The sequence below is a fragment of the Nesterenkonia suensis genome, from assembly GCF_054782935.1.
In genome coordinates this window covers 61,904-83,899 of sequence record NZ_BAAGRN010000025.1, presented here as the reverse complement: position 1 = coordinate 83,899, position 21,996 = coordinate 61,904, and the positions used below count along the sequence as shown (strand labels likewise).

The following is a 21,996-nucleotide window of genomic DNA, read 5'->3' as shown; positions in this document are numbered from 1 at the left end:
GGCGAGAACGGCGAGAACGGCGAGAACGGCGAGAACGGCGAGAACGGGGAGAACGGGGAGAACGGGGAGAACGGGGAGAACGGGGAGAACGGGGAGAACGGGGAGAACGGGGAGAACGGGGAGAACGGGGAGAACGGGGAGAACGGGGAGAACGGCGAGAACGGGGAGAACGGCGAGAACGGCGAGAACGGCGAGAACGGGGAGAACGGCGAGAACGGGGAGAACGGCACCGAGCCGGAACCTGAGCCGGAGCCGGAGCCGGAGCCGGAGCCGGAGCCGGAGCCGGAACCCGAGCCCGAGCCGGAACCTGAGCCGGAGCCGGAGCCGGAGCCGGAGCCGGAGCCGGAGCCGGAGCCGGAGCCCGAGCCGGAACCCGAGCCCGAGCCGGAACCTGAGCCCGAGCCCGAGCCCGAGCCGGAACCCGAGCCGGAACCCGAGCCCGAGCCTGCCAGCTCGGACGAGAAGCTGGCCCAGACCGGTCTCTCACAGGGGGCCATGATTCTGCTGGCCGCAGGTGGCGCTCTGGCCCTGGGGACCGTCGCCATCGGATGGGCAGTGCGCGCGCGGCGCGCCTGACCTGGTGATCGCCTCGTAGGCAACAGGGTGGCCCCAGTCCATCGGACTGGGGCCACCCTGTGCGTGCTGGTGCCTCTGGTGTCAGTCCCGGGACCGAGACCTCTGCGGTGTCAGCCGTCCAGCTGCTGACGTTTGGCGCTGATCACCCCGGTGTCGAAGCCCCCCAGGTGCAGATTGCCGTGGAATCGACCATGCTCGATCTTGATGCATCGATCCTGGACGGCATGGAGCCCGAGGTCCGTGGCGCGCTGCATCGCCTCCTCGGAATGGATGCCCAGCTGCACCCACAGGGTCTGGGCCCCCACCTCGGCGGCCTCCTCCGCCAGGGCCGGAAGATCCGCCGGCTTGCGGAAGGCCACGACGATGTCCGGAGCCTCCGGCAGGTCCTTCAGTGAGGCGTAACCGGGCTCACCCAGCACCTGGCTGATCCGGGGGTTCACGTAGTACAGCTGATAGGAGGAGTCCGAGGTCAGGTAGGTGGCCACGAAGTAGCTGGCACGGGCCGGCTTGTCGCTCATGCCCACGATCGCCACGGACTTCGCCGCCCGCAGCAGCTGGAGGCGCCGTGCCGCGCCCGGCTCCTCCCACAGCCCGTGGGGGTGCTCGCTGCTGGCCCCGGTGCTGCTCTGCGTCTCAGGTGCGGTGGTCATCAGGCCTCGCCTCCGTTCTGTGCTGCCCCGACCGTACCGGCCCCCGCCGTGACGGCGGTAGGGGTCTCCCGGTCGGGGTCCTGCTGGGCGGCCAGTGCGCGCTCCAGCGCTTGGTCGAGGTCCCAGATGATGTCGTCGACATCCTCCAGACCCACCGAGATGCGGATCAGATCCTCCGGGATGCCGGCGGCGGCCAGCTGATCCTGGGTGAGCTGCTGGTGGGTGGTGGACGCCGGGTGCAGCACCAGGGTGCGCGCATCACCCACATTGGCCAGGTGGCTGGCCAGCTGCAGCTCCTCGATGAACCGGGCACCGGTCTCCCGACCGCCGCGCACACCGAAGCTGAACACCGAGCTGGTGCCCAGCGGCAGCAGGTCCTTCGCCCGCTCATGGTGCGGATGCGAGGGCAGACCGGAGAAGTTCACGTACTCCACGCGCTCGTCGGCCTCCAACCATGCGGCCACCTTCTGCGCATTGGCGGTGTGCTCCTCCATGCGCTGCGGCAGCGTCTCCACCCCCTGGATCAGCTGGAAGGCCGCCTGCGGGGTCAGCGACGGTCCGAAGTCGCGCAGCTGCTCGGCCCGGATCTTGGTCAGGAACCCATACTCGGCGAAGTTCCCCCACCAGGACAGCCCGCCGTAGGACTCCACCGGTTCGGTCATCTGCGGGAACTTCCCGTTGTTCCACGGGAAGGTGCCGGACTCCACGATCACCCCGCCCAGCGTGGTGCCGTGGCCGCCGAGGAACTTCGTCACCGAATGGGTGACGATGTCCGCGCCGTGCTCGATCGGACGCAGCAGGTAGGGGGTGGTCAACGTGGAGTCCACCACCAGCGGCACCCCGTGGTCATGGGCCACCCCGGCCAGGCCGGGCAGGTCGACGACGTCGCTGCTCGGGTTGGCCACCACTTCGGTGAAGATCAGCTTGGTGTTGTCCTGCAGGGCGGCCTTGAAGTCCTCCGCTTCGTCCGAGTCCACGAAGGTGGTCTCGATGCCGAAGCGGCGCAGCGAGACATCCAGGTGGGTGATGGTGCCGCCGTAGAGCTTCGAGGAGGCCACGATGTGGTCCCCCTGCTCACACAGCGCGGCGAACACCAGGAACTCCGCGCTCATGCCGGAGGCAGTGGCCACCGCGCCGATGCCGCCCTCCAGGGAGGCGAGGCGCTCCTCCAGCGCGGCCACGGTCGGATTGCCGATCCGGGAGTAGATGTTGCCGAACTTCTGCAGCGCGAAGAGGTTCGCGGCGTCGTCGGTGTCCTTGAACACGAAGGAGGTGGACTGGTGGATCGGCACCGCACGGGTGCCGTAGACGGCATCCGGCACGGCCCCGGCATGCAGGGCCCGGGTGCGGAATCCGAACTGTCGATCGCTCATGGAAGCTCCTGGATCGGTCGAGAGAGGTGGTCAGGGTCAGTGGTTCGGGCGGCTGCGGTGCCACGGTGCTGGCAGATCTGCGCGATCTGCGGCACGCAGTGCTCGTTCTGCAGGCTGGTGGTGTCGCCGAGGGATTCGCCCTGGTGCAGCTGAGTCAGCAGTCGGCGCATGATCTTCCCGGAGCGGGTCTTCGGCACCTCCGGCACCGGGATCACCGTCCGGGGCTTGGCCACCGGGCCGATCACCTCCCCCACATGAGCGCGCAGGGCGGCCAGCAGCTCCACCTCCGCCTCGGCGTCGACGACGCCGCCCTCCCGGGTCAGTCGTTCGCGGGCCGTGTCGGTGAGCACGGTGAAGGCGACGGCGGCGTGGCCGGTGGTCGCGTCCGGCACGGGGCACACCCCGGCCTCCACCACCTCGGGGTGGGAGACCAGCGCCGACTCGATCTCGATGGTGGAGAGCCGGTGGCCGGAGATGTTGATGACCTCGTCGATGCGACCCAGGATCCAGATGTCCCCCTCAGCGTCCCGCTTGGCGCCGTCGCCGGCGAGGAACCAGCCGCGGTCGGCGTACTTCTCCCAGTAGGAGGTGAAGTACCGCTCCGGATCGCCCCAGACCGTGCGCGCCATGGCCGGCCCCGTACGGGTGAGCACGATGCTGCCCTGCGTCTGGGCAGGCGCCGGGGTGCCGGCGTCGTCGACGACGTCCACCGCCACACCCGGCATCGCCCGGGAGGCGCAGCCGGGCTTCAACTCGGCATCCTCCGGACGGGGACTCATCACCGTGGAGCCGGATTCGGACTGCCACCAGGTGTCCACCATGGCAATGGCCGGGGCGCCGTCGTCGTCGCGGGTGTCCTGGCCGAGCTGGCTGCGCAGCCAGGTCCAGGCCTCCGGGTTCACGGCCTCGCCCACGGTGCCCAGCAGGCGCAGCGAAGAGAGGTCATACTCGGGCGGCACACCCTCGGGGAACCAGCCCATCAGGGAGCGCACCAGGGTCGGCGCGGTGTAGTAGGTGGTCACGGCGTGGCGCTGGATGATCTCGAAGTGGCGCCCCGGATGCGGAGTGTTCGGCGTGCCCTCGTAGATCACCTGCGTGGCGCCGGCGGCCAGCGGCCCGTAGATCTCATAGGTGTGTGCGGTGACCCAGGCCAGGTCCGCCGTGCACCAGTGGACGTCGTCGACACGGCGTGCCGGGTCCGGGTGGGCGAAGAGTCGCAGATAGGTGAACAGCGCCGCGGTGAGGTATCCGCCGGTGGTGTGCACCAGGCCCTTCGGCTTCCCCGTGGTGCCGGAGGTGTACATGATGAACAGGTCCTGCTCGGCGTCGAAGGCCTGCGGGGTGTGCTCGGCGGAGGCGGTCTCCACGACGTCATGCCACCAGACGTCCCGGCCCAGACCGTCCCCGGCCAGGTCCTCGCTGGTCCACGAGGCATCCGAGCCGGTGCGCCGGATGACCAGCACATGGGCCAGGCTGCCGCCCTCGGCCACGGTCAGGCCCTCCACGGCGGCGTCGGCCCGCTGCTTCACCGGCACGGCCTGCCCGCGGCGGAACTGGCCGTCGGTGGTGACCAGCAGCGTCGCCCCGGTGTCCTCGACGCGGAAACGCAGCGCCTCGGCGGAGAACCCGCCGAAGACCAGCGAGTGCACCGCGCCGATGCGGGCGCAGGCCAGGGTGATGACCACCGTCTCCACCAGCACCGGCAGGTAGATCACCACCCGGTCCCCGCGACCCACACCCAGGGCGGTCAGGGCATTGGCGGCCTGATTGACCTTGTCCTGCAGCTGGGCGTAGGTGACGTCCTCACGGTCCCCGGGCTCACCTTCGAAATGCAGGGCGACGACGTCACCGCGCCCCGCAGCCACATGACGGTCCACGCAGTTGACCGCGGCGTTGAGCGTTCCCCCGTCGAACCAGCGGATGTCCGGGCCGCGGCGGGACCGCGGGTCGGGATCCGTCCAGGAGTGCGTGGTGTGCCAGGGGGTCTCCCAGTCCAGCAGCGACGCCGCCCGATCCCAGAAGCCGAGGCGCTGCTGTTCGGTGATCGGGTCCGCCCAGGAGTGGACGTCCGCGGCCAGCGGGTGCTGCGGCGTCGCCCGATCGATGTCTGACGCAGGCGTCACGCCCATGTCTTCAGCGCCTTCCGCTCGACCACACCCAGCAGGGCGTCGGTGAGCTTGCCCAGCACGGCCAGCAGGATGATGGCCAGCAGCAGGCGGTCGGTGCGTCCGTTGTTCTGCGAATCGGTCAGCAGGAAGCCCAGCCCCATGGAGGAGGCGATCAGCTCCGCGGCCACCAGGAACAGCCAGGCCTGTGCCAGAGCCAGACGCAGCCCGGAGAACACACTGGGCACCACTGCCGGCAGCTGAACGGTGACCAGCAGTCGCAGCCCGTGATACCCGAACGCGCGGCCTGCCTCCACCAGATGCGGATCCACATGCCGCAGGGCAGAGTGCACGGCGGTGAACACCGGGAAGAACGCGCCGATCGCGATCAGCGTGACCTTGGAGTCTTCATGGATCCCCATCCACAGGATCAGCAGCGGCACCCAGGCCAGGGAGGGGACCGCACGGAACGCTCCGACCGTGGGGTGCAGCAGGGTGTCGGCGACACGGGAGAGTCCCAGCAGCGAGCCCACCACCAGGCCCAGGCCGGCGCCGATGCCGAAGCCGAGCAGCACACGCTGCACGGAGATCGCGATGTGCTGGTAGAGCTCCCCGCGTTCGAACAGCTCCACGCCGGCGCTGAGCACGGTCTGCGGGGCCGGCAGCTGCACGGGGGAGAACATCCCGGAGGCCGCGACGCCGTACCAGAGTCCCAGCAGCGCCAGCGGCACGATCGCTCCGAGCAGGACCCGTCCTCCCGGGATCCGGCGCACCGGAGCGGGCACTGCAGCGGTCGGACTGTCCGGGTCGGTCACCGCCGGGGGCGCGGCAGAGTCCCGTTCGCCCACCGCCTGCGCCGGCTCGGCGGACTGCAGGCGGGCCGCCTCGGCCCGGGGGTGGGCGTCATCGGGCAGCGTCTGGCTCATCACTCATCATCCTCGACGATCGTGGCCTCATCGTCGGCCCCTTCTGCCTCAGTGGCGGCACGATTCTCCGCGAACTCCGGGTGGAACAGGGTCTCCAGGGCGTCGTCGATGCTGTCCTGGCTGGAGACGTCGCCGGTGTCGATGAAGATCGGGCCGACCTCCTGGAGCACCTGGTGCTGAGCCTCGCCGGGGACCGGGTCGACCTCGAAGTTCGACCGCTCCTGGATGACGGTCTCGGCGACCTCCAAGTCGATGTTTCCGTACTCGGCGAGGATCTCTGCCGTCTCGTCCGGGTTCTGCAGGGCCCACTGACGCGCCTGCTCATAGACGTCCACCACGGTCTGGACGACCTCCGGGTGATCGTCGATGAACGACTCGGTCGCGTTGATGACGCTGTAGGTGTTGAAGTCCACGTTGCGGTAGAAGAGCTCCTGGCCGTCGGCCTCGGCGCCCGCCATGATCGGGTCCAGCCCGGCCCAGGCGTCGACGTCCCCATTGGCCAGCGCAGTGTGGCCGTCGGCATGCTGCAGATTCTGCACCTCGACGTCGCCGATCTCCAGACCGGCCTCCTGCAGGGACTGCACCAGGAAGAAGTACGGGTCCGTGCCCAGGGTGGCGGCCACCGAGGCGCCCTCCAGGTCCTCCACGTCGCCGATGCCGGAATCCGGGGAGGTGACCAATGCTGACCATTCGGGCTGGTTCTCGATGAGGACCATGTGGATCGGTGAGCCGTTGGCGCGGGCCAGCAGCGCCGCCGAGCCGGCCGTGGAGCCCAGGTCGATCGCCCCGGCACGCAGCTTCTCGTTGGCGTCGTTGGAGCCGTGGGACTGGATCCACTCGACGTCGGTGCCGGCCTCAGCCAGCTCCTCCTCGAGCCAGCCGTGCTCCATCATCACCAGACTGAGCGGGTTGTACGTGGCGAAGTCGATGCTGAGGGTCTCCAACTCGCCGTCGGCTCCGGCGCCGTTGCCTTCGCCCTCTACGCAGCCGGCGGCCAGGAGCGTCACGCCGACGCCGGCGATCGCGGTGCGGGCGGCCCGGCTGAGCTGGCGGCTGGTGCGGCCGACAGCGCCGGGGACAGCGCCGGGGACAGCGCCGGGGACAGGACGGGGGGAGGGAGTGGTCAGGCTGGGCATGAGGTGAACGGACCTTTCGTGGGTGGTGGTCGTCGCTCTGCCTGCGCCCCGGCCGAGACGGACTCTCGCTGGCGCCGCCCGGCGGAGACCAGGGGCGTGCGGGTCATGCTCGGACGCCCGCGCAGGGCAGAGCGGACGGGGTCAATGTGCGTGGGCGTCGACACCGAGCCCGGCGAGCAGCTCACCGCGCAGGGCGGCCAGCTCGGCGGAGGCGCGGTCGCGGGGTCGGCTGCCCGGAACGGTGAGCAGCCGGGAGACGGTGGCGCCCTCTCGGGCGTCACCGGAGGGGTCAGGGCCGAGCAGCAGGATGCGGTCGGCGAGCTGGAGGGCTTCGTCGACGTCGTGGGTCACCAGCAGCACGGTGGTGCCGGTCTGCGCGTGGACGTCGAGCAGCAGGTCCTGCATCTTCAGCCGGGTCAGCGCATCCAGGGCGCCGAAGGGCTCGTCCAGCAGCAGCACTCCGGGGCGCCGGGCCAGCGCTCGGGCCAGCGAGGCGCGCTGCGCCATCCCTCCGGAGATCTCCCGCGGGCGCAGCTGGGCGCGTTCGGCGAGGCCGACCAGCTCGAGCAGCTCATCGACCCGATCCTGGCCCTCAGCCTTGGGGACGCCGCGTGGCAGGCCCAGCGAGACGTTGCGGTGGACTGAGCGCCAGGGCAGCAGCCGTGGCTCCTGGAACCCGACGGCGGTGCGCTCGTCATAGGTGCGCACGGGGGTGCCGTCGATGACGACCGTCCCGGTGTGCCCGGTGTCCAGGCCGCCGACGGCACGCAGCAGGGTGGACTTCCCGCAGCCGGAGGCACCCAGGATGGCGACCACCTCACCGGGGGAGACGTGCAGGTCGACGTCGCGCAGCACGGTGCAACCGTCGAAGCTGCGTCCGACGTCACGCAGCTCGACGTCCAAGGAGTGGGTGGCCGCGGCGGCGGGTCGTTCGAGCACGGCCGTGCCGCCGGACGGTCCAGAGGTGAACAGGTCAGACTCGCGGGGGGCGAGTGTGGGTGCAGAGGAACCCATAGGAATATCTCTCCCATCGATCCTGGCGGTAGCACCTTTTCTGATGCGATGGGCACAGACGGCCCATCAGCGCATCCGAAGGTTGCTGCGGCGTCGTCGAGCCAGATCTCTCAGCCGCTCGGGATGGTGGCACTGTCAACCCTACGCACATCGGGGCCGACCGGGCAAAGGAGATGTCACAGTATGAGACATCCCCGGAGCGGGGGCTTGCTCGGCAGCGCTTCGCAGGAGGGGAGGGGTCAGCTCTCGGAGGAGAGCGGGTCGAGGGTTCGGAACCGGCTCTGGTGGAACACCAGCGCTTCGGCGTCCTCCTCGACGGCGAGGTCGAGCAGTTCGAGCACGATGATGTCGTGATCCCCGGCCCGGACCTGATCGTGGATGCGCGTGGTGAAGGTGACCGGTGCGCCGTCGAGCGTGATCGCGCCCCGCGCTCCGGTGGTGAGGTCTACCCCGGAGAAGCGGCTCTGACGATCCTTGGAGGCGATCTTCCGGCACAGCGCCTCCTGGCCGCGACCGATCAGGGAGATGCCCAGCTCCGCATCCGCGCCGACGAGCTTCGGCCAGGTGGAGGAGCTGTGCTGCACCGCCAGGGTGGCCAGCGGCGGCTCCAGCGAGACTCCGACCGTGAAGGTGGAGGCGACGAGTCCCTCCGGGCGGCCGTCCACTGCGGCGGCGACGACGACCACGCTCTGTGGAAAGCGTCCGAAGACCTCACGCAGCTCCCCCGGGTCGATGGTGCTCAGCGGGGTGGCCTCGCGGGAGGCGACGACGTCGTGGGTCTTCTGCACGGGCGCCTCGGCAGTGGTCGCAGGGGTCGGGGTGGTCGCAGGGGGCCCAGGGGTGGCCAGTGCTGCGCTCATGGAGGATCAGCTCCCATCGGTCCTGGCGGCAACACCGCCTCCGACGTGCTCGCCAGGCAGGCGGGGCACGTCGCAGGGTGGCTGCGGCGTCGTCGAGCCCGATCTCTCAGTCGCTCGGGAAGGTCTCGTCAGGCCAGCGTACGGACGCCGGTCGAGACCTTCAACGGCGTGTCCGAGGGGGGCTGGCTGAGGAGCCGGCCGAGGAGCCGGAGGGAGGGCCGTGAGAGAGGGTTCGGGCTCCTCGAGGGGGGGAATGGGAGGTCGAGGGGAGGAGGGGACGTGACGCAGCCCGGTCCGCGCATTCTTACGTTCTATGTCATGAACTTATCCGTGGAGTTTGACGAATGTTCAGGTCTGCGGCGTAGGCTGGGATTCACCAACCCATCCAGAGCGACCGAGAGATCTGGCTCGACGACGTCGCAGCAACCACCCGGTGCAGCCGCGCTCCTTGCGGTCCGGGGAACGGTGCTACCGCCAGAGACGATGGAGACTGCCTGATGATCTCACCACGTCATGTGTTCATGACCCTCCACGCCGCGCGGCGCCACGGGATCCACCACGGCGTCGACGGCGTCCGCCGGACCGCGCGTCCCGCCTCCGGTGCGGCGCCTTCCGGCGCCCCATAGACTCTCCCGACGTCGGCCCCGTGGTTTCACTGGGCATGGCCGCGTGGTCGGCGTCGGGAGTTCCTCTCTGGTGCTGCATCAGCAGGGCGTGGTCTCCCGTCTTGGGGTCGATCTCCTGGAAGCCCTGGCGGCGGTAGAATCGCCGGGCGTCGGCATCAGGCGCATCCGCCGGGGCCTCTGCCAGGGCGACGCCCGGCGTCCTCAGCACCGGCTCGCTGCACGTGCGTCCCGTCCCTGCCGCCGTCGTCCATCCTCACTCCTCCTCACCGTTTCGCACGGTCAGATCACGTCTGCCCCAGCAGATCTGGTGAGGCAGACGTGATGTGGTGGTGCAGAACCTCCTGCGCGGACGGTCCACCGCGGTTCAGCGCGAGGCGCGGTGCAGGATCTGCTCCATGATCGCGTCATGCACCATGCGCGGCTGCCCATAGGCGGGGTACCGGAACTGCACGATGTTCGCGTACGGGTTCACGTCCAGGACCACTGCGCCCTCGTCGGTCTCCAGGTCGGGCACCAGCAGGTCGACGGCGGCGGCGCTCAGTCCGGGGATGGCCCAGAGCCCGTCCACGGCGAGTTCCTTCAGCGCATCGGGCAGCTGATCGGTCACGTCCACCGTCACACCGCCGCCGCGAGTGGTCTCGGCGATCGGGGTCAGCTTCTGGATGCGCCCCGTCTCCGGGACGTCCTGAGTGGTCAGGCCCATCCGAGCGAGGAACTCCTCGGTGACCTGCGGCTGACGAGCCCGCAGATAGGTGTTCTTCCGGCGCCGGTGGATCTCCGCCTCCGCCAGCTCGCCGATGGTGGAGACGCCATCGCCGACCACGTAGAACGGCACACGCACGATGCCGCCGACGACCTTCTCCCCCACCACATAGACGCGCAGGTCCAGCCCGGGGTGATGCTCCTCGACGATCATCTGGTATCGGACGTTGGAGGTGGCCGCCCGGGAGGCCATCGCCTCCTGCCAGGCCTGCCGCAGGCCCGCCTCGGTGCGCACCCCGGTGCTGATGCCCTGACCGGCGCGGCCCGAGGACGGCTTCACCACCACGGGCCCGCTCACCGCCTTCATGTACTTCACGGCCCGGGAGAACTCGGTGGGGCTGATCGCCCGGCCCTTCGGGGTGGGCACCTCCGAGGCCATCAGGTACCGCTTGGTCATCTGCTTGGACCGGGAGACGCGCCGCGCCTGGTGGCTGACCAGGGAGGTGATGACGGAGTCCATGCCGCCGATCACCACACCAGAGAGGAACAGCAGGCGGTTGGTGTCGTTGATCTTCTTCACGGTGATCTTCTGACGCTTGGCGGCTGCCATCAGCAGCTGGTCATGGGCGGAGACCCGGCTCCAGGTACGCAGCTGGTCCGCCTGGGGCTCCACGTGGGAGGCGATGAATCGCTCGACGGCGTCAGCAGAGGCTGAGAGCACCGGCGCGGTCCGCTCCGGAGGTGACGCGGGGCCGTCGGAGGTCGTCGTCTCGGCGGGGCTGTCCGTCGGGGCGGAGGATTCAGGGGACATGCGTCACAGGATAACCTCCTCCGCATCACAGGGAGGCGGACATCAGGATCTGCTCGGCGATCGCCCCGGCCACGTCCCGCGACCTGCCGTAGGCGGGGAAGTGATGCGGGGCGAGGCTGGCACTGGCCTCGGCCTCCAGCACCACGGCTCCTTCGGCGGTGGTCAGGTCCGGCACCAGCAGGTCCACTGCGGCCGCATACAGGCCGGGGACCGCCCACATGGCGTCGACGGCGAGGTCGGCGAGGTCTTCTCCGACCTGGTCGGTCACATCCACCGGCACCCCACCGGCGCGGAGGTTCGCCGCCTGATTCAGCATCACCAGTTCGCCCTTCTCCAGCACCGAGGAGAGGGAGAGGCCCAGCGGCCGCAGGTCGGCCTCCCGGACTTCGGGGAGATGCTCGGCCAGCAGGCTGTGGCGCTGCCGACGGGCGAAAGTGTCCTCCAGCAGTGCGCGCAGCTCCGAGGAGCCGTCGCCGACGAGGTGCAGCGGGACCCGGACGATCGCGGAGATCAGCCGCTCGCCGACGACGAAGGCCCGCAGGTCCAGACCGTCATGGAACTGCTCGATCAGCAGGCGCCTGCTGGGTGCTTCCTGGGTCTGCCGGGACTCCAAGGCCACCGGCCAGGCCTGGCGCAGCTCCTCGGAGCTGGTCAGGCCGACGGTGATCCCCAGCCCGGAGCGGCCGCTGGCGGGCTTGAGGACTCCCGGGCCGGACAGCGCCCCCAGATACTTGGCGGCCTCGGTGATCTCCTTCTCGCGGAAGGAACGGCCAGCGGGGGAGGGGATCTCCTGCAGCTCGAAGTGTCGTCTGGTCAGGGCCTTGTTGCGGGCGATCCGGCGCGCGTTCGCGGAGACGAGGGTGGTCACAGAGCGGTCCATGCCGCCGACGACGACGTCTCCGAAGGTGAATACGGCATGGTGCGGGTCGACCTGACGGACGCTGATCTGCCGACGGGCCAGCTCACGCTGGAGCAGCGCGATGTCGTGGGGGACTCGGGGTGCGTCGCGCAGCTCGTCGGCGCGGGGTTGCACGTGGTCGGCGATGAACCGCTCCAGCGCCGTGGGCTCGGCGCCGAGCTCGATGTCGATCGTCTCGCCGTCCGCGGCGGTCGACTGCGAAGCGTTCCCGTGGCTGGCCATGGGCACCAGGATATCCCGGGGTGCGACGTCGCCGTCGGGAGGCCGCAGGAGTCTGACGTTCCGGCCCTGCCTGCAGGTGGCTCGGCGGTGTGGGCCCTGATCAGCCGCGAACGGCTGTCATCAGGGCCCACACCGCCGAACCCCCCTCTGTGTGGAGGAGCCGGTCAGCCGCCGTCGCGGGTGCCCGGGCTTCCGCCCTCCTGGGCCCAGTCGCTGCCGTCCTTCTCCGTGCTCAGCCCGGGGTCGCTGTCGACGTCGCCGTGGCTGGAGGGCACGGTCTCCGGGGCGTGGAACTCCTCGTCGAAGGTGTCTGAGGCTTCCGTGGCGCCCTGTCTGACAGCCTCGGCCGCGGCGGCGGCGGCCCGTCTGGCCGATTCCGCCACCTCCTGGGCCACCCTGCCGGCGGTGTCGGTCGCCGAAGAGACGGTGTCCTGGATCTTCTCCTGCAGGTCAGGGTCGTTCCAGGCCTCAGAGGCGGACCTGCGCGCCTTGTCGAAGCCTTCTCTGCCGGTCTTGGTGCCGATCACATAGCCCACGGCCATGCCGACACCCAGTGAGAGCAGTCCCATCGTCAACTCCTTCGCTCCGTCATGACCCTGGTGGGTGCAGCCGAGGCGGGGCGGCTCCGGGGCAGCGCCTGGGCGCCACCTGTCCGGCTCCTGTCGTCCCTCGGCTCCGCCGGTCCTTCGAAACTACTGGTGGAGGCCGGGTCATGTCACCAGGTCGCGACCCGGAGCCGACCCCGATTCGACCCTGATCCCACCCTGATCGGCCGGGGTGGTGCCAGCCTCAGTGGGTGGGGAATCCCAGACTGATCTGCGAGTCGCTGGGCTCGGGCCAGCGGCTGCTGACCACCTTGCGGCGGGTGTAGAAGGTGAAGGCCTCCGGGCCGTACATGTGGGTGTCGCCGAACAGCGAGTCCTTCCAACCGCCGAAGCTGAAGGCGCCCACCGGCACCGGGATCGGGACGTTGACCCCGACCATGCCGACCTCGATGTCGAACTCGAACTCGCGGGCGGTCTTGCCGTCCCGGGTGAACACGGCAGTGCCGTTGGCGTAGCGGCTGGCGTTGATGAGCTCCACGGCGTCGTCATAGCTGCCCACACGGACCACCGAGAGCACGGGGCCGAAGATCTCGTCATCGTAGACCCGCATCCCCGGGGTGACGTGGTCGAGCAGGGAGGCGCCGATGAAGTAGCCCTCACCGTCGAACTGCTGCTCCCGGCCGTCGAGGACCACGGAGGCCCCCTCCTCGGCCGCACCGGCCACATAGCCGGTGACACGGTCCAGAGCCTCCGCGGTGATCAGCGGACCCATCTCCGAGGCCGGATCGGTGCCGTCGCCGATGCTCAGGTCCGCGGCACGGGTGCGGATCTTCTCGACGAGCTCATCGGCGATGTCTCCGACGGCGACCACCACCGAGATCGCCATGCACCGCTCGCCGGCGGAGCCATAGGCGGCGGAGACTGCGGCGTCGGCGGCGGAGTCCAGGTCGGCGTCGGGCATGACCACCATGTGGTTCTTCGCCCCGCCCAGGGCCTGGACCCGCTTCCCGTGCGCGGCGCTGGTGGCGTAGATGTGCTTCGCGATCGGGGTGGACCCCACGAAGCTCACCGCGGCGACGCCGGGGTTGACCAGCACCTCGTCTACGGCCTCCTTGTCTCCGTGGACCACGTTGAGGATGCCGTCGGGCAGCCCGGCGTCGCGGAACGCCTGGGCGATCAGCAGTGAGGCCGAGGGGTCCCGTTCGGAGGGCTTGAGGATCACCGCGTTGCCCGCGGCGATCGCCGTGGTGACCATCCACAGCGGGACCATGGCCGGGAAGTTGAACGGGGTGATGCAGGCGACGACTCCCAGCGGCTGCCGCACCTGGTGGACATCCACCCCGGTGGCCACCTGCTCGGCGTACTCACCCTTGAGGTGGTGCATCAGCCCGGTGCAGAAGTCCACGTTCTCCAGGCCGCGGGTGATCTCCCCGTCGGCGTCGGAGAGGACCTTGCCATGCTCGGCGGTGATCGTGGCGGCGATCTCGGCGCGGCGTTCGTCGAGGATCTGCCGGGCGCGGAACATGATCTGGGTCCGCTTGGCCAGCCCGGTGCGGCGCCAGGCCTTCTGCGCCGCGGCGGCGACGTCGACGGCCTGGCGGACCCGCTGCGCGTCAGCCAGGGCGAGCCGTCCGGTCTCCCGGCCGGTGGCCGGGTTGCGGACCGGCGTGTGGCGGGCGGCCTCGGTGATGGTCTCGCCGCCGATGACGTGCCCGATGACGGGCAGCTCGCCGTCGACGCCGCGGGCTGCTCCGGTGGGGGAGCCGCTGGGGGTGGTCGATGCCATGGTGGTCAGGCCTTTCCGGTCTCGGCCGCGGGAGCGGCCTGAGCTGCTGGGTCGTCTGTTGGGTCGTCGGTTGGGCTGGATGGTGTCCGGGCGGAGCCGGTCCCGTCCCAGCCGGGGGCGCCGCCGTCGGGCGAGGAGTACTTCACGATCAGCGTGCAGTCCTTGTCCGGATAGCCCTCTTCGATGAGCTGGGCGAATCGCTGGCGGGCCAACTGGGCGGCCTGCAGCCTCACCCCGGTCTTCTCCCCGGCGTCCAGAGCCAGGCTGATGTCCTTATGCGCCAGGTCGGCGCGGAACGTCGCATCGTAGTTGCGGTTGGCGGCGGCGGAGTCCACGACCCCGGGCACCGGGTACCAGGTCTGCTGCGCCCAGGAGTGCCCGGAGGAGACGGAGGCGATCTCCCAGAAGACCTTCGGGTCCAGGCCGAGCTTCTCCGCCAGTTGGGAACCTTCTGCGGCGGCCAGCAGGTCGATGAACAGCATCATGTTGTTGCAGATCTTGGCGGCGATGCCGGCGGTGGGCCCTCCGGCGGCGATGACCTGTCCGGCCATCGGTTCGATGAGTTCGGCGGCATCGGCGACCGCGCCCTCCTCCCCGCCGACCATGAATGTCAGGGTCCCGGCGGCGGCCCCGGAGACCCCTCCGGAGACCGGGGCATCCACAAAACGGAAGCCACGCTCGGACGAGACGTCATGGCAGTGCTGGGAGGTCTCGATGTCCACTGTGGAGGAGTCCACCAGCAGGGTCTGGGTGCCGGCGGTGGCCCAGATGCCGCCCTCGCCGCCGAAGACGGCCCGGACATGTTCGCCGCGGGGGAGCATGGTGAACACGACGTCGGCGCCGTCGACAGCTTCGGCGATGCTGCCCACGGTCTGCACCCCGTGGGAGGCGGACTCGGCGACAGCTTCCTGGTCCAGGTCGAAGCCTCGGACCGTGTGGCCGGCGGCGACCAGGTTGGTGGTCATGGGGCCGCCCATGGTGCCCAGTCCGATCCATCCGTAGGTGGCCATGTGCTCCTCCTTCAGCGAGGGGCGCGCCGTCGGCGCGCCTGTGTCATGCCTCACAGTAGGAGGGGCGGGCCTCGGCTTCAATGCACGACGGTCCCGCAAGATTGCACGGTCGGTGTGCACAGATGCACACTCGGGGCATGGATGGCCAGCCAGATGTGGAGCCGCCCCACCAGAACCTCGAGGCGCTGATGACGTTCCTGCACGTGGCACGGCTGGGCCGCTACAGTGCGGCCGCCGAGGTGCTGGGGATCAGCCACAGCACGGTCTCGCGGCGCATCGCGGCGCTGGAGCGCTCCCTGGGCGGGCGCGTGCTGGCCCGTACCCCGACCGGCTGGGAGGTCACCGCCCTGGGGCGGCGCGTGCTGGGCGCCGCTGAGCGGGTCGAAGACGCCCTGGCCTCGTTGGCCGGTGACGGCGACCGGCCCGGGTCGATCTCTGGAGTGGTCCGCCTGGGCTGCCCGGACGCCTTCGCGGTCCACGTGGCGACTCCTGCGCTGGCGGAGCTGCAGCGGGCGAGCCCGCACTTGGCCGTCGAGCTCATCAGTGCGACCCAGCGAGCCCGGCAGACCCGGTCCGGACTGGACCTGGAGATCGTCGTGGGTCGACCGCAGATCCATCGTGCCCGGGCCGAGCTGGTCATGGACTACGCGCTGGGCCTCTACGCCACCGAGGAGTATCTGCAGCGCCACGGCCGTCCGGCCGGCCTCGCCGAGCTGGCCGGGCACCGGCTGAACTATTACGTCGAGGCCGTGCTGACCATCGATGATCTCGACCGGGCCACCGAGGCTCTTCCCGCCATGCGCCGCGGCATCGCCTCCACCAATGTGCTCTCCCACGTCACCGCCACCACGGCGGGCGCCGGCATCGGGCTGCTGCCGAACTTCGTGGCCGATCATCAGCCGCAGCTGCACCGGCTGCTCGCCGACGAGTACGCCCATGAGCTGTCCTACTGGGCGGTCGGGCGTCAGGAGGCGCTGCGCAATCCGGCGGTGCAGGCGGTCTATGCCGCGCTGCGCGAGCATGGTCGACGCATGGAGGTTCGGCTGGCCGGCACGTCCGGCGCGGTCGGTGACACTCTGTCAGGTGCGGGAGAGTTCGACTGACAGTGTGCTGCCTCCGGGGCCGCTCAGCACTGGGGGAGCATAGTGGCATGGATCACAGCGGAGCGGTGCGCGTGCTGGACGTCGCCCCTCCAGGTCCCGTCAGAGGAGGCGAATGACCATGTTCGGTCTGCCGACCAGCACCACGATCATCATGACGGTGGTCATGAGTTTCTGGGTCGTCTACACGGTGGTCTTCTACGTCAGCACCCGAGGCTGGGCCGTGGAGGACGCCGACTATGACGCCGACTATGACGCCGGTGATGACGCCGGCGCGAACCATGCCGGTGCTGACCATACCGGCGCGAACGACGGAGGGGGGATCCGATGAGCATCGAGATCGTCTACCTCGTCGTCTACTTCGTGGTGCTGCTGGCCATCGGCGCCTGGGTGGCGAGGATCAGCTCCCGGGACCGCGAAGGCTACCTGCTCGGCGGCCGTCGGCTCGGACCCGCCGTCACCGCGCTGAGGCTGCAGAGCACCTCGATGTCCGGATACATGTTCCTCGGCGCCGGCGGGCTGGGCTACTCCCAGGGCTACTACTCCATGTGGTACGCCCTGGGCGATCTGGGCGGCGGGGTGCTGAACCTCTCGGTGCTCGGTCGGCGAATGCGCAAACTCTCCCACCTGCTGGGCTCGATCACTTCGATCGGGTACCTGGAGCACCGATACCCCTCGGTGTGGACCCGGGCCGTGGCCGCGCCGATCGCGCTGTTCTGCATGTTCTTCTATGTGCTCGCCCAGCTGCTGGCCGGCGGGCAGGGGCTGGCCATGGTCACCGGCCTGGACCTCAACATCGCGCTGATCATCGCTGTCGGCGTCATCGTGGGGTACACGTTGATGGGCGGCTATCTGGCCGTGGCCTACACCGACTTCTTCCAGGCGATCATCCTGGTGATCGGGATGCTGTGGATCCTGGTGGCGACCCTGCAGCACGTCGGAGGGCTCACCGCCGGCCACGAAGGGCTCGCCGCGATCAATGAGAACCTGCTGACGATGTGGGGCGCGGAGGGCCAGCACTTCGGCCAGTGGGGCATCATCCTCGGCGCCCTGCTGGTCTTCTCCATCGGGTACATGGGCTGGCCGCATGTCAACGTCAGCCACATGTCCATGCGGCGGCCCTCGGTGGCGCGCCGGGCGGGCCTGTACGCGACCGGCTTCAACCTGCTGTTCATCCCCGGGGCCTACCTGGTGGGGATGATGGCGCTGCTGATCGTGCCGAATCTTGAGGATCCGGAGATGGCGATCTTCAGCGTCGCCGAGACCGTCCTGCCGTCCTTCGCAGTGGGTCTGGTGATGGCGGCGATCATGGCGGCGATCATGTCCACAGCGGATGCGCTGCTGCTGCAGGCGGGCACCATCGCCTCCCAGGACCTCTGGGGTCGGTTCGTCCAGAAGAACCTCTCCGAGCGGGCCTCGGTGCGCGTCTCTCGGGTGACGATCCTGGTGCTGGCGGTGATCGGGCTGGTCCTCGCGATGACCCGGCCGCCAGGAGTCTTCGACGTCGTCGTCTTCGCCACCTCGGTGCTCGGGGCGGCCTTCGTCCCCGCCTATGTGTGCGCTGTCTGGTGGAAGCGGGCCAATGCGGCCGGTGCGATCGCCTCGATGATCGCGGGCACGGTGAGCGCCGTCGCGGCTGAGCTCTCCGGCTCGGCCGACCTGCTCGGCGTCGACGCGATGGTCGTGGGCCTGCTGTCCTCGACGATCACCATCGTGGTCGTCTCGCTGGCCACCTCCACGGTGAACCCGGTCCCGGACCACATCCGCCGCGCAGTGGAGGAGACCGCACGGGTCGGAGCCGTGCCGGCCCGCATGGTCTTCGGTGAGGACCCATCCCTGGCCACCCAGCGCCCGACCCGCCCTGAAGAAGGTCAGCCGCAGGAGGACCAGCCCCGGCAGGGCCGGCCATGACCGAGCAGTCCACCGCGGCGCCCACCGTGCCGCTGAGGCCCCAGGTGGTGTGGCCGACGACGATCGGGCGTGATGTCGCGATCCGTCGGGTCGTCGCGAAGATCCCCGGAGCGGGGGGATCTGACTCCGACCTCTCGGCGGAGCTGCATCTGCACCCGATGCTTGCGGTGGAGTTTCTCCGGCGGCGACCCCGGCTCGGCTCGGTGGGGGAGCTGCGCGCCCACGCGCTGGTCGACTTGGTGGGCGGACGGGCCTATGTCGCGGAGCCCTGGACCGAGATCGACTTTCTGCCTCGTGAGCAGGTGCGTCCCGGGGAACCCCCACCTCCGATCCCACCGGCGCGCATCGGCCGGACCGAGGCGGTGGAGACCGCCCGCCGGATGATCGGCGGGGTCATGCTGCGCCGTCGTCGGCTCGACACCGGGGCCCCGCTCGAGCTCGCCCAGGAGCCGCTGTGCTTCGCGAAACCCAACTGGTGGGTGACCGGAACCTGCGCCGGCCGCGAGGTGGAGGTCGTGGTGGACGCGATCACCGGGCGCCACTACGCGTTCCGCGCCTGATCGGCCGGACAGGGAGGAGAAGACCATGGTGACCACGATCATCCACGGGGCGCGCATCCGCCCCATGACTCAGCGGGCAGGCGCCGCCCAGATCTCGGAGACCGCACTGGCCATCGCCGACGGCCGCATCCTGCGGCTCGGCACGGACGCTGAGATCCTCGCGCTCGCCGAGCACAGCACGGAGATCATCGACGCCGCCGGGGCCGTGCTCACCCCCGGGCTGATCGACTCCCATATGCACCCGGTCTGGGGTGCGGAGCTGGCGGTCGGATTGGATCTCGACGGGCTGACCGAGCTGGCGCAGGTCCGCCAGGCCGTCGCCGCCGCAGCCGCCGAGCTGCCGCCCGGTGCGTGGATCCGCGGCTGGAACCTGGACTACAAGGCCTTCGACGCCACCGGCATCCGTGGCGACCTCCTCGATGAGGCCGCCGCCGGACACCCCCTGGCGCTGATCTTCTACGACCTCCACACCGGCCTGGCCAACCAGCAGGCCCTGGACGCGGCGGGGCTCGACGTCGACCACCCCTTCTCCGATGCCAGCGAGATCGTCCGTGGGGCTGACGGTCGCCCCACCGGAGAGCTGCGCGAGATCCCCGCTTTCATGACTGTGCTGGACGCGGCGCCCCCGGGCGGCGGCGAGGAGGTCGCGGTCCGGGCGCAGCGGATCCTGTCTCAGAGCGCGGCCTGCGGGGTGACCAGTGCGGTGGTGATGGACGGCCGCGACTCCACGCTGAGCACGCTGGGGGAGGTGGAGGCGCTGCCCGGGGGTCTGCCCGTGCGCCTGCACATCGCGCTGTGGCACCAGCCGGGGGATGACGACGTCGCCGTCGAGCAGCGCATCCGGCGCCTGGGCGTCGCCGGAGGCGAGCATCCCGGGGGAGCGCACTATGCGGTGAGCATGATCAAGATGTTCCTCGACGGCGTCATCGACGCCGGCACCGCCTGGTTGCACGAACCCGACGCGGCAGGTGGCTCCACCCGGCCCTTCTGGCACTCGGTGCGGCGCTACGACCAGGTGTGCCGCGCCTACCACGAGGCCGGCTTCCAGCTGGCCACCCACTCCTGCGGCGACGCCGGCGTCGCGCACGCCCTCCAGGTGTACCGCACGTTGGACGGTCCGGCTGGCCCCGCGCGGTCACTGCGCGGTGCGCCGCACCGCATCGAGCATCTGGAGACTCTGACCGATGACGACGTCGCGGCGCTGGCCGCCTCGGGCGCGGTCGCCTCCATGCAGCCGCTGCATATGCAGTGGCGCGAGGCGGACCATTCCGACTCCTTCGCGGCCCGGCTGGGGCCCGAGCGTGCCGGGCACGCCTACCGGACCCGGGACGTCCTCGACGCCGGAGGACACCTCGCGCTCGGGTCGGACTGGCCGGTGGCCCCGCTGGACGCCCGGCTCGGGATGGCCTGGGCGCAGCTGCGACGGACCCCCGGTGACCCGACCGCGCCGGCGTTCGAGCCGGGACAGCGGCTCAGCGCGGCCGAGGCGCTGCTGGGGTACACCCGCTGGGCGGCCGAGGCACTCGGCCGGGAGGACCTCGGCGTCGTTGCACCGGGTGCGGTCGCCGACCTGGCGCTCTGGGAGGAGGACCCGATCACCGCGGACCCGGACCACCTTCCGGAGCTCCCAGTGCGGTGCACGCTGCTTGGCGGGCAGGTCACCGTCGGCTGAGAGCCGTGTCCTGCAGCCGTTCGAGCTGGGCGGCGGTCAGGTCGTGCATCTCGGTCTCGGAGATGCCGAACCCGATGATGCGCAGTGAGGTGTGGCCGAATTCTACGTGGGCGACATGGGAGCTGTACTCCGTGAGGCCCGAGTCGCTGGCCTCTTCGGGGACGTCCATGGTGGCGGTGTACCCGTGGACACCGGGGATGCCGAGGTCCCTCATGCCGGAGGCTCCCGGTCCACCGTCCTGGCCGCAGACGCTCAGAAGGTCCGCCCAGTGACCGGCCGCGGCCGAGGGGTCGAGCTCCTCCTCGTAGGACTGCAGGAGCACGAGCGCCCCACGCACCATCGCATCCTCGGCGGGGTCGTGCTCCAGAGCATGGCTGAGGGCCGCGCCGTCTCCCGGCGCGCCCAGGAGGAGATCCTCGTAGGACTGGTCGGAGGTCTGCAGGCACTCGTCGCTGGGGTCCGCCTCAGGGCTGAACGCAGGACTTGCCGCGGCCATCATCGGTCCCATCAGGTGCTGATCGTCGAGGGCGTCAGGGCCGTGCTCCACGATGGTCTCCGTCGCCTGGACGGGGAGGTCGGCGGGGTCCATCAGCAGATCGGCCAGCTCCTCGGAGCTGAGCTGCTCGGCCGGGAGCTCCGCTTCGTCCAGCATCTGTTCCGGTGGATGGCTCGCAGGTCCCTCGATCAGCTGCTCGACCTGCTGGTCGAGCAGGTCCGCCAGGGTGTCTGCATCCAGGTCGCTGCTCACACGGATGACGTGTTGGCCCACGGCGTAGGACAGGGTGTGGTAGGTGCTCGCTCCGGCCGCATCGCCGTCCTCCTCCCACTCCCAGTGCTCGCGGAGCCCGCGGAAGTCTCCGATCTCCGCTGGCTCCAGCCGTGCGGTGGCGGTCCAGGATTCGTCCTCCGCTTCCAAGGTCTCGCCATCGCAGGCTGCCTGGTCCTCGTCCCAGGACGCCTCCACGGAGGTCTCCTCCTCATAGGAGGTGAGGGAGAGGCGCACAGAGCGCGGAGCCTCGTCCTCGTCCTCGTCGACAGTGACGGTCGCAGAGCGCTCACCCGAGGCGTGGACCGGGTTCTCGCCGTCCACGCCGCCGATGTCCTCAAGAACCTCGGTGCATTCCGAGGTTCCGAAGAACTCGGAGTAGGTGGACCACCCCTCTGTGGCGTCACCGTCGAAGAGGTCGGCGCCGAAGTGGTTGAGGGGCGCGTCCACGCTGCCGGGAAAGTCGGAGTAGCTCAGGAGGACCGACGGGATCTCCTCGACGGTCAGCGGTTCATCGCGGGGATCTGTCCCGTGGGCGTCTGTTTCGGCGGTGCCCTCCTCCGGGCCTGTGTCGGAGTCGGTGCCGCAGGCGCTGAGCAGCAGCGCCCCGACGACGGCGAGGTAGGGGGCGGTGCGAGGTGTCAGGTTCGTCATCGCCGGCAGGATATCTGGGTCTGCCGACTACGGATCCCTGATCCTGCCCATATGACGACGGCATGAAAGTGG

20 protein-coding genes and 2 riboswitches are annotated in these 21,996 nt (G+C 70.0%); of the genes, 7 read left to right on the top strand and 13 right to left on the bottom strand.

What is annotated here, in order from left to right:
- On the top strand, window positions 1–576 hold a 576-nt coding region (locus ACYVKI_RS13980; protein ID WP_460690977.1), incomplete at its 5' end, for a hypothetical protein.
- A gap of 110 nt (window positions 577–686) precedes the next feature.
- On the opposite strand, the gene ACYVKI_RS13975 is transcribed toward ACYVKI_RS13980, so the two are convergent.
- From ACYVKI_RS13975 to ACYVKI_RS13945, 7 genes are all read right to left on the bottom strand, one after another.
- Window positions 687–1,226 carry a CoA-binding protein gene (locus tag ACYVKI_RS13975; RefSeq protein WP_460690976.1) on the bottom strand — a complete coding sequence of 180 codons (540 nt, stop codon included), beginning with the start codon at window positions 1,224–1,226 and terminating at the stop codon, window positions 687–689.
- Entirely contained in the window at window positions 1,226–2,599 is a 1,374-nt protein-coding gene (locus ACYVKI_RS13970) for an O-acetylhomoserine aminocarboxypropyltransferase/cysteine synthase family protein (protein WP_460690975.1), read from the bottom strand. Before ACYVKI_RS13970 ends, ACYVKI_RS13975 begins: the two co-directional genes overlap by 1 nt.
- The gene (acs, locus tag ACYVKI_RS13965; RefSeq protein ID WP_460690974.1) at window positions 2,596–4,728 is read right to left on the bottom strand and encodes an acetate--CoA ligase; all 2,133 of its coding nucleotides are present in this window, start codon (window positions 4,726–4,728) and stop codon (window positions 2,596–2,598) included. The genes ACYVKI_RS13970 and acs overlap by 4 nt, the downstream gene beginning before the upstream one ends.
- Window positions 4,719–5,630, bottom strand: a complete 912-nt coding sequence (locus ACYVKI_RS13960; RefSeq protein ID WP_460690973.1) for an ABC transporter permease — start codon at window positions 5,628–5,630, stop codon at window positions 4,719–4,721. The genes acs and ACYVKI_RS13960 overlap by 10 nt, the downstream gene beginning before the upstream one ends.
- A complete protein-coding gene (locus tag ACYVKI_RS13955; protein ID WP_460690972.1) occupies window positions 5,630–6,766 on the bottom strand; it encodes an aliphatic sulfonate ABC transporter substrate-binding protein in 1,137 nt (378 codons plus the stop codon). The genes ACYVKI_RS13960 and ACYVKI_RS13955 overlap by 1 nt, the downstream gene beginning before the upstream one ends.
- A 141-nt stretch (window positions 6,767–6,907) precedes the next feature.
- Entirely contained in the window at window positions 6,908–7,780 is an 873-nt protein-coding gene (locus ACYVKI_RS13950) for an ABC transporter ATP-binding protein (protein WP_460690971.1), read from the bottom strand.
- A 10-nt stretch (window positions 7,781–7,790) separates the two neighbouring features.
- Window positions 7,791–7,910: riboswitch (SAM riboswitch) on the bottom strand.
- Window positions 7,911–8,019: 109 nt separating this feature from the next.
- The gene (locus tag ACYVKI_RS13945; RefSeq protein WP_460690970.1) at window positions 8,020–8,640 is read right to left on the bottom strand and encodes a flavin reductase family protein; all 621 of its coding nucleotides are present in this window, start codon (window positions 8,638–8,640) and stop codon (window positions 8,020–8,022) included.
- A 378-nt stretch (window positions 8,641–9,018) separates the two neighbouring features.
- Window positions 9,019–9,130: riboswitch (SAM riboswitch) on the top strand.
- A gap of 7 nt (window positions 9,131–9,137) precedes the next feature.
- Here ACYVKI_RS13945 and ACYVKI_RS13940 point away from each other — a divergent pair.
- Window positions 9,138–9,266 carry a hypothetical protein gene (locus tag ACYVKI_RS13940; protein ID WP_460690969.1) on the top strand — a complete coding sequence of 43 codons (129 nt, stop codon included), beginning with the start codon at window positions 9,138–9,140 and terminating at the stop codon, window positions 9,264–9,266.
- A gap of 364 nt (window positions 9,267–9,630) precedes the next feature.
- Here the strand turns inward: ACYVKI_RS13940 and ACYVKI_RS13935 are convergent, their stop codons facing one another.
- The 5 genes from ACYVKI_RS13935 to mmsB form a co-directional block, all read right to left on the bottom strand.
- Window positions 9,631–10,779 (bottom strand): ATP-binding protein, encoded by a 1,149-nt coding sequence (locus tag ACYVKI_RS13935; protein WP_460690968.1) that lies wholly within the window; start codon window positions 10,777–10,779, stop codon window positions 9,631–9,633.
- A gap of 25 nt (window positions 10,780–10,804) precedes the next feature.
- Complete coding sequence (locus ACYVKI_RS13930) at window positions 10,805–11,920, bottom strand: hypothetical protein (protein WP_460690967.1); 1,116 nt, start codon at window positions 11,918–11,920, stop codon at window positions 10,805–10,807.
- A 164-nt stretch (window positions 11,921–12,084) separates the two neighbouring features.
- Entirely contained in the window at window positions 12,085–12,489 is a 405-nt protein-coding gene (locus ACYVKI_RS13925) for a hypothetical protein (RefSeq protein ID WP_460690966.1), read from the bottom strand.
- A 220-nt stretch (window positions 12,490–12,709) separates the two neighbouring features.
- A complete protein-coding gene (locus ACYVKI_RS13920) occupies window positions 12,710–14,251 on the bottom strand; it encodes a CoA-acylating methylmalonate-semialdehyde dehydrogenase (RefSeq protein ID WP_460690965.1) in 1,542 nt (513 codons plus the stop codon).
- A gap of 5 nt (window positions 14,252–14,256) precedes the next feature.
- The gene (gene mmsB / locus ACYVKI_RS13915; protein WP_460690964.1) at window positions 14,257–15,261 is read right to left on the bottom strand and encodes a 3-hydroxyisobutyrate dehydrogenase; all 1,005 of its coding nucleotides are present in this window, start codon (window positions 15,259–15,261) and stop codon (window positions 14,257–14,259) included.
- A 137-nt stretch (window positions 15,262–15,398) separates the two neighbouring features.
- On the opposite strand from mmsB, the gene ACYVKI_RS13910 reads away from it, so the two are divergent.
- From ACYVKI_RS13910 to ACYVKI_RS13890, 5 genes are all read left to right on the top strand, one after another.
- Window positions 15,399–16,364, top strand: a complete 966-nt coding sequence (locus tag ACYVKI_RS13910; RefSeq protein WP_460690963.1) for a LysR family transcriptional regulator — start codon at window positions 15,399–15,401, stop codon at window positions 16,362–16,364.
- A gap of 112 nt (window positions 16,365–16,476) precedes the next feature.
- On the top strand, window positions 16,477–16,692 hold the full coding sequence (locus ACYVKI_RS13905; protein WP_460690962.1) for a hypothetical protein: 216 nt from the start codon (window positions 16,477–16,479) through the stop codon (window positions 16,690–16,692).
- Complete coding sequence (locus tag ACYVKI_RS13900) at window positions 16,689–18,272, top strand: sodium/proline symporter (protein WP_460690961.1); 1,584 nt, start codon at window positions 16,689–16,691, stop codon at window positions 18,270–18,272. Before ACYVKI_RS13905 ends, ACYVKI_RS13900 begins: the two co-directional genes overlap by 4 nt.
- On the top strand, window positions 18,269–18,832 hold the full coding sequence (locus tag ACYVKI_RS13895) for a hypothetical protein (protein WP_460690960.1): 564 nt from the start codon (window positions 18,269–18,271) through the stop codon (window positions 18,830–18,832). The genes ACYVKI_RS13900 and ACYVKI_RS13895 overlap by 4 nt, the downstream gene beginning before the upstream one ends.
- Window positions 18,833–18,857: 25 nt before the next feature.
- Complete coding sequence (locus ACYVKI_RS13890; RefSeq protein WP_460690959.1) at window positions 18,858–20,504, top strand: amidohydrolase; 1,647 nt, start codon at window positions 18,858–18,860, stop codon at window positions 20,502–20,504.
- On the opposite strand, the gene ACYVKI_RS13885 is transcribed toward ACYVKI_RS13890, so the two are convergent.
- Window positions 20,491–21,924, bottom strand: a complete 1,434-nt coding sequence (locus ACYVKI_RS13885; protein ID WP_460690958.1) for a hypothetical protein — start codon at window positions 21,922–21,924, stop codon at window positions 20,491–20,493. The two genes, ACYVKI_RS13890 and ACYVKI_RS13885, sit on opposite strands and share 14 nt — an antisense overlap.
- Window positions 21,925–21,996: the final 72 nt, after the last annotated feature.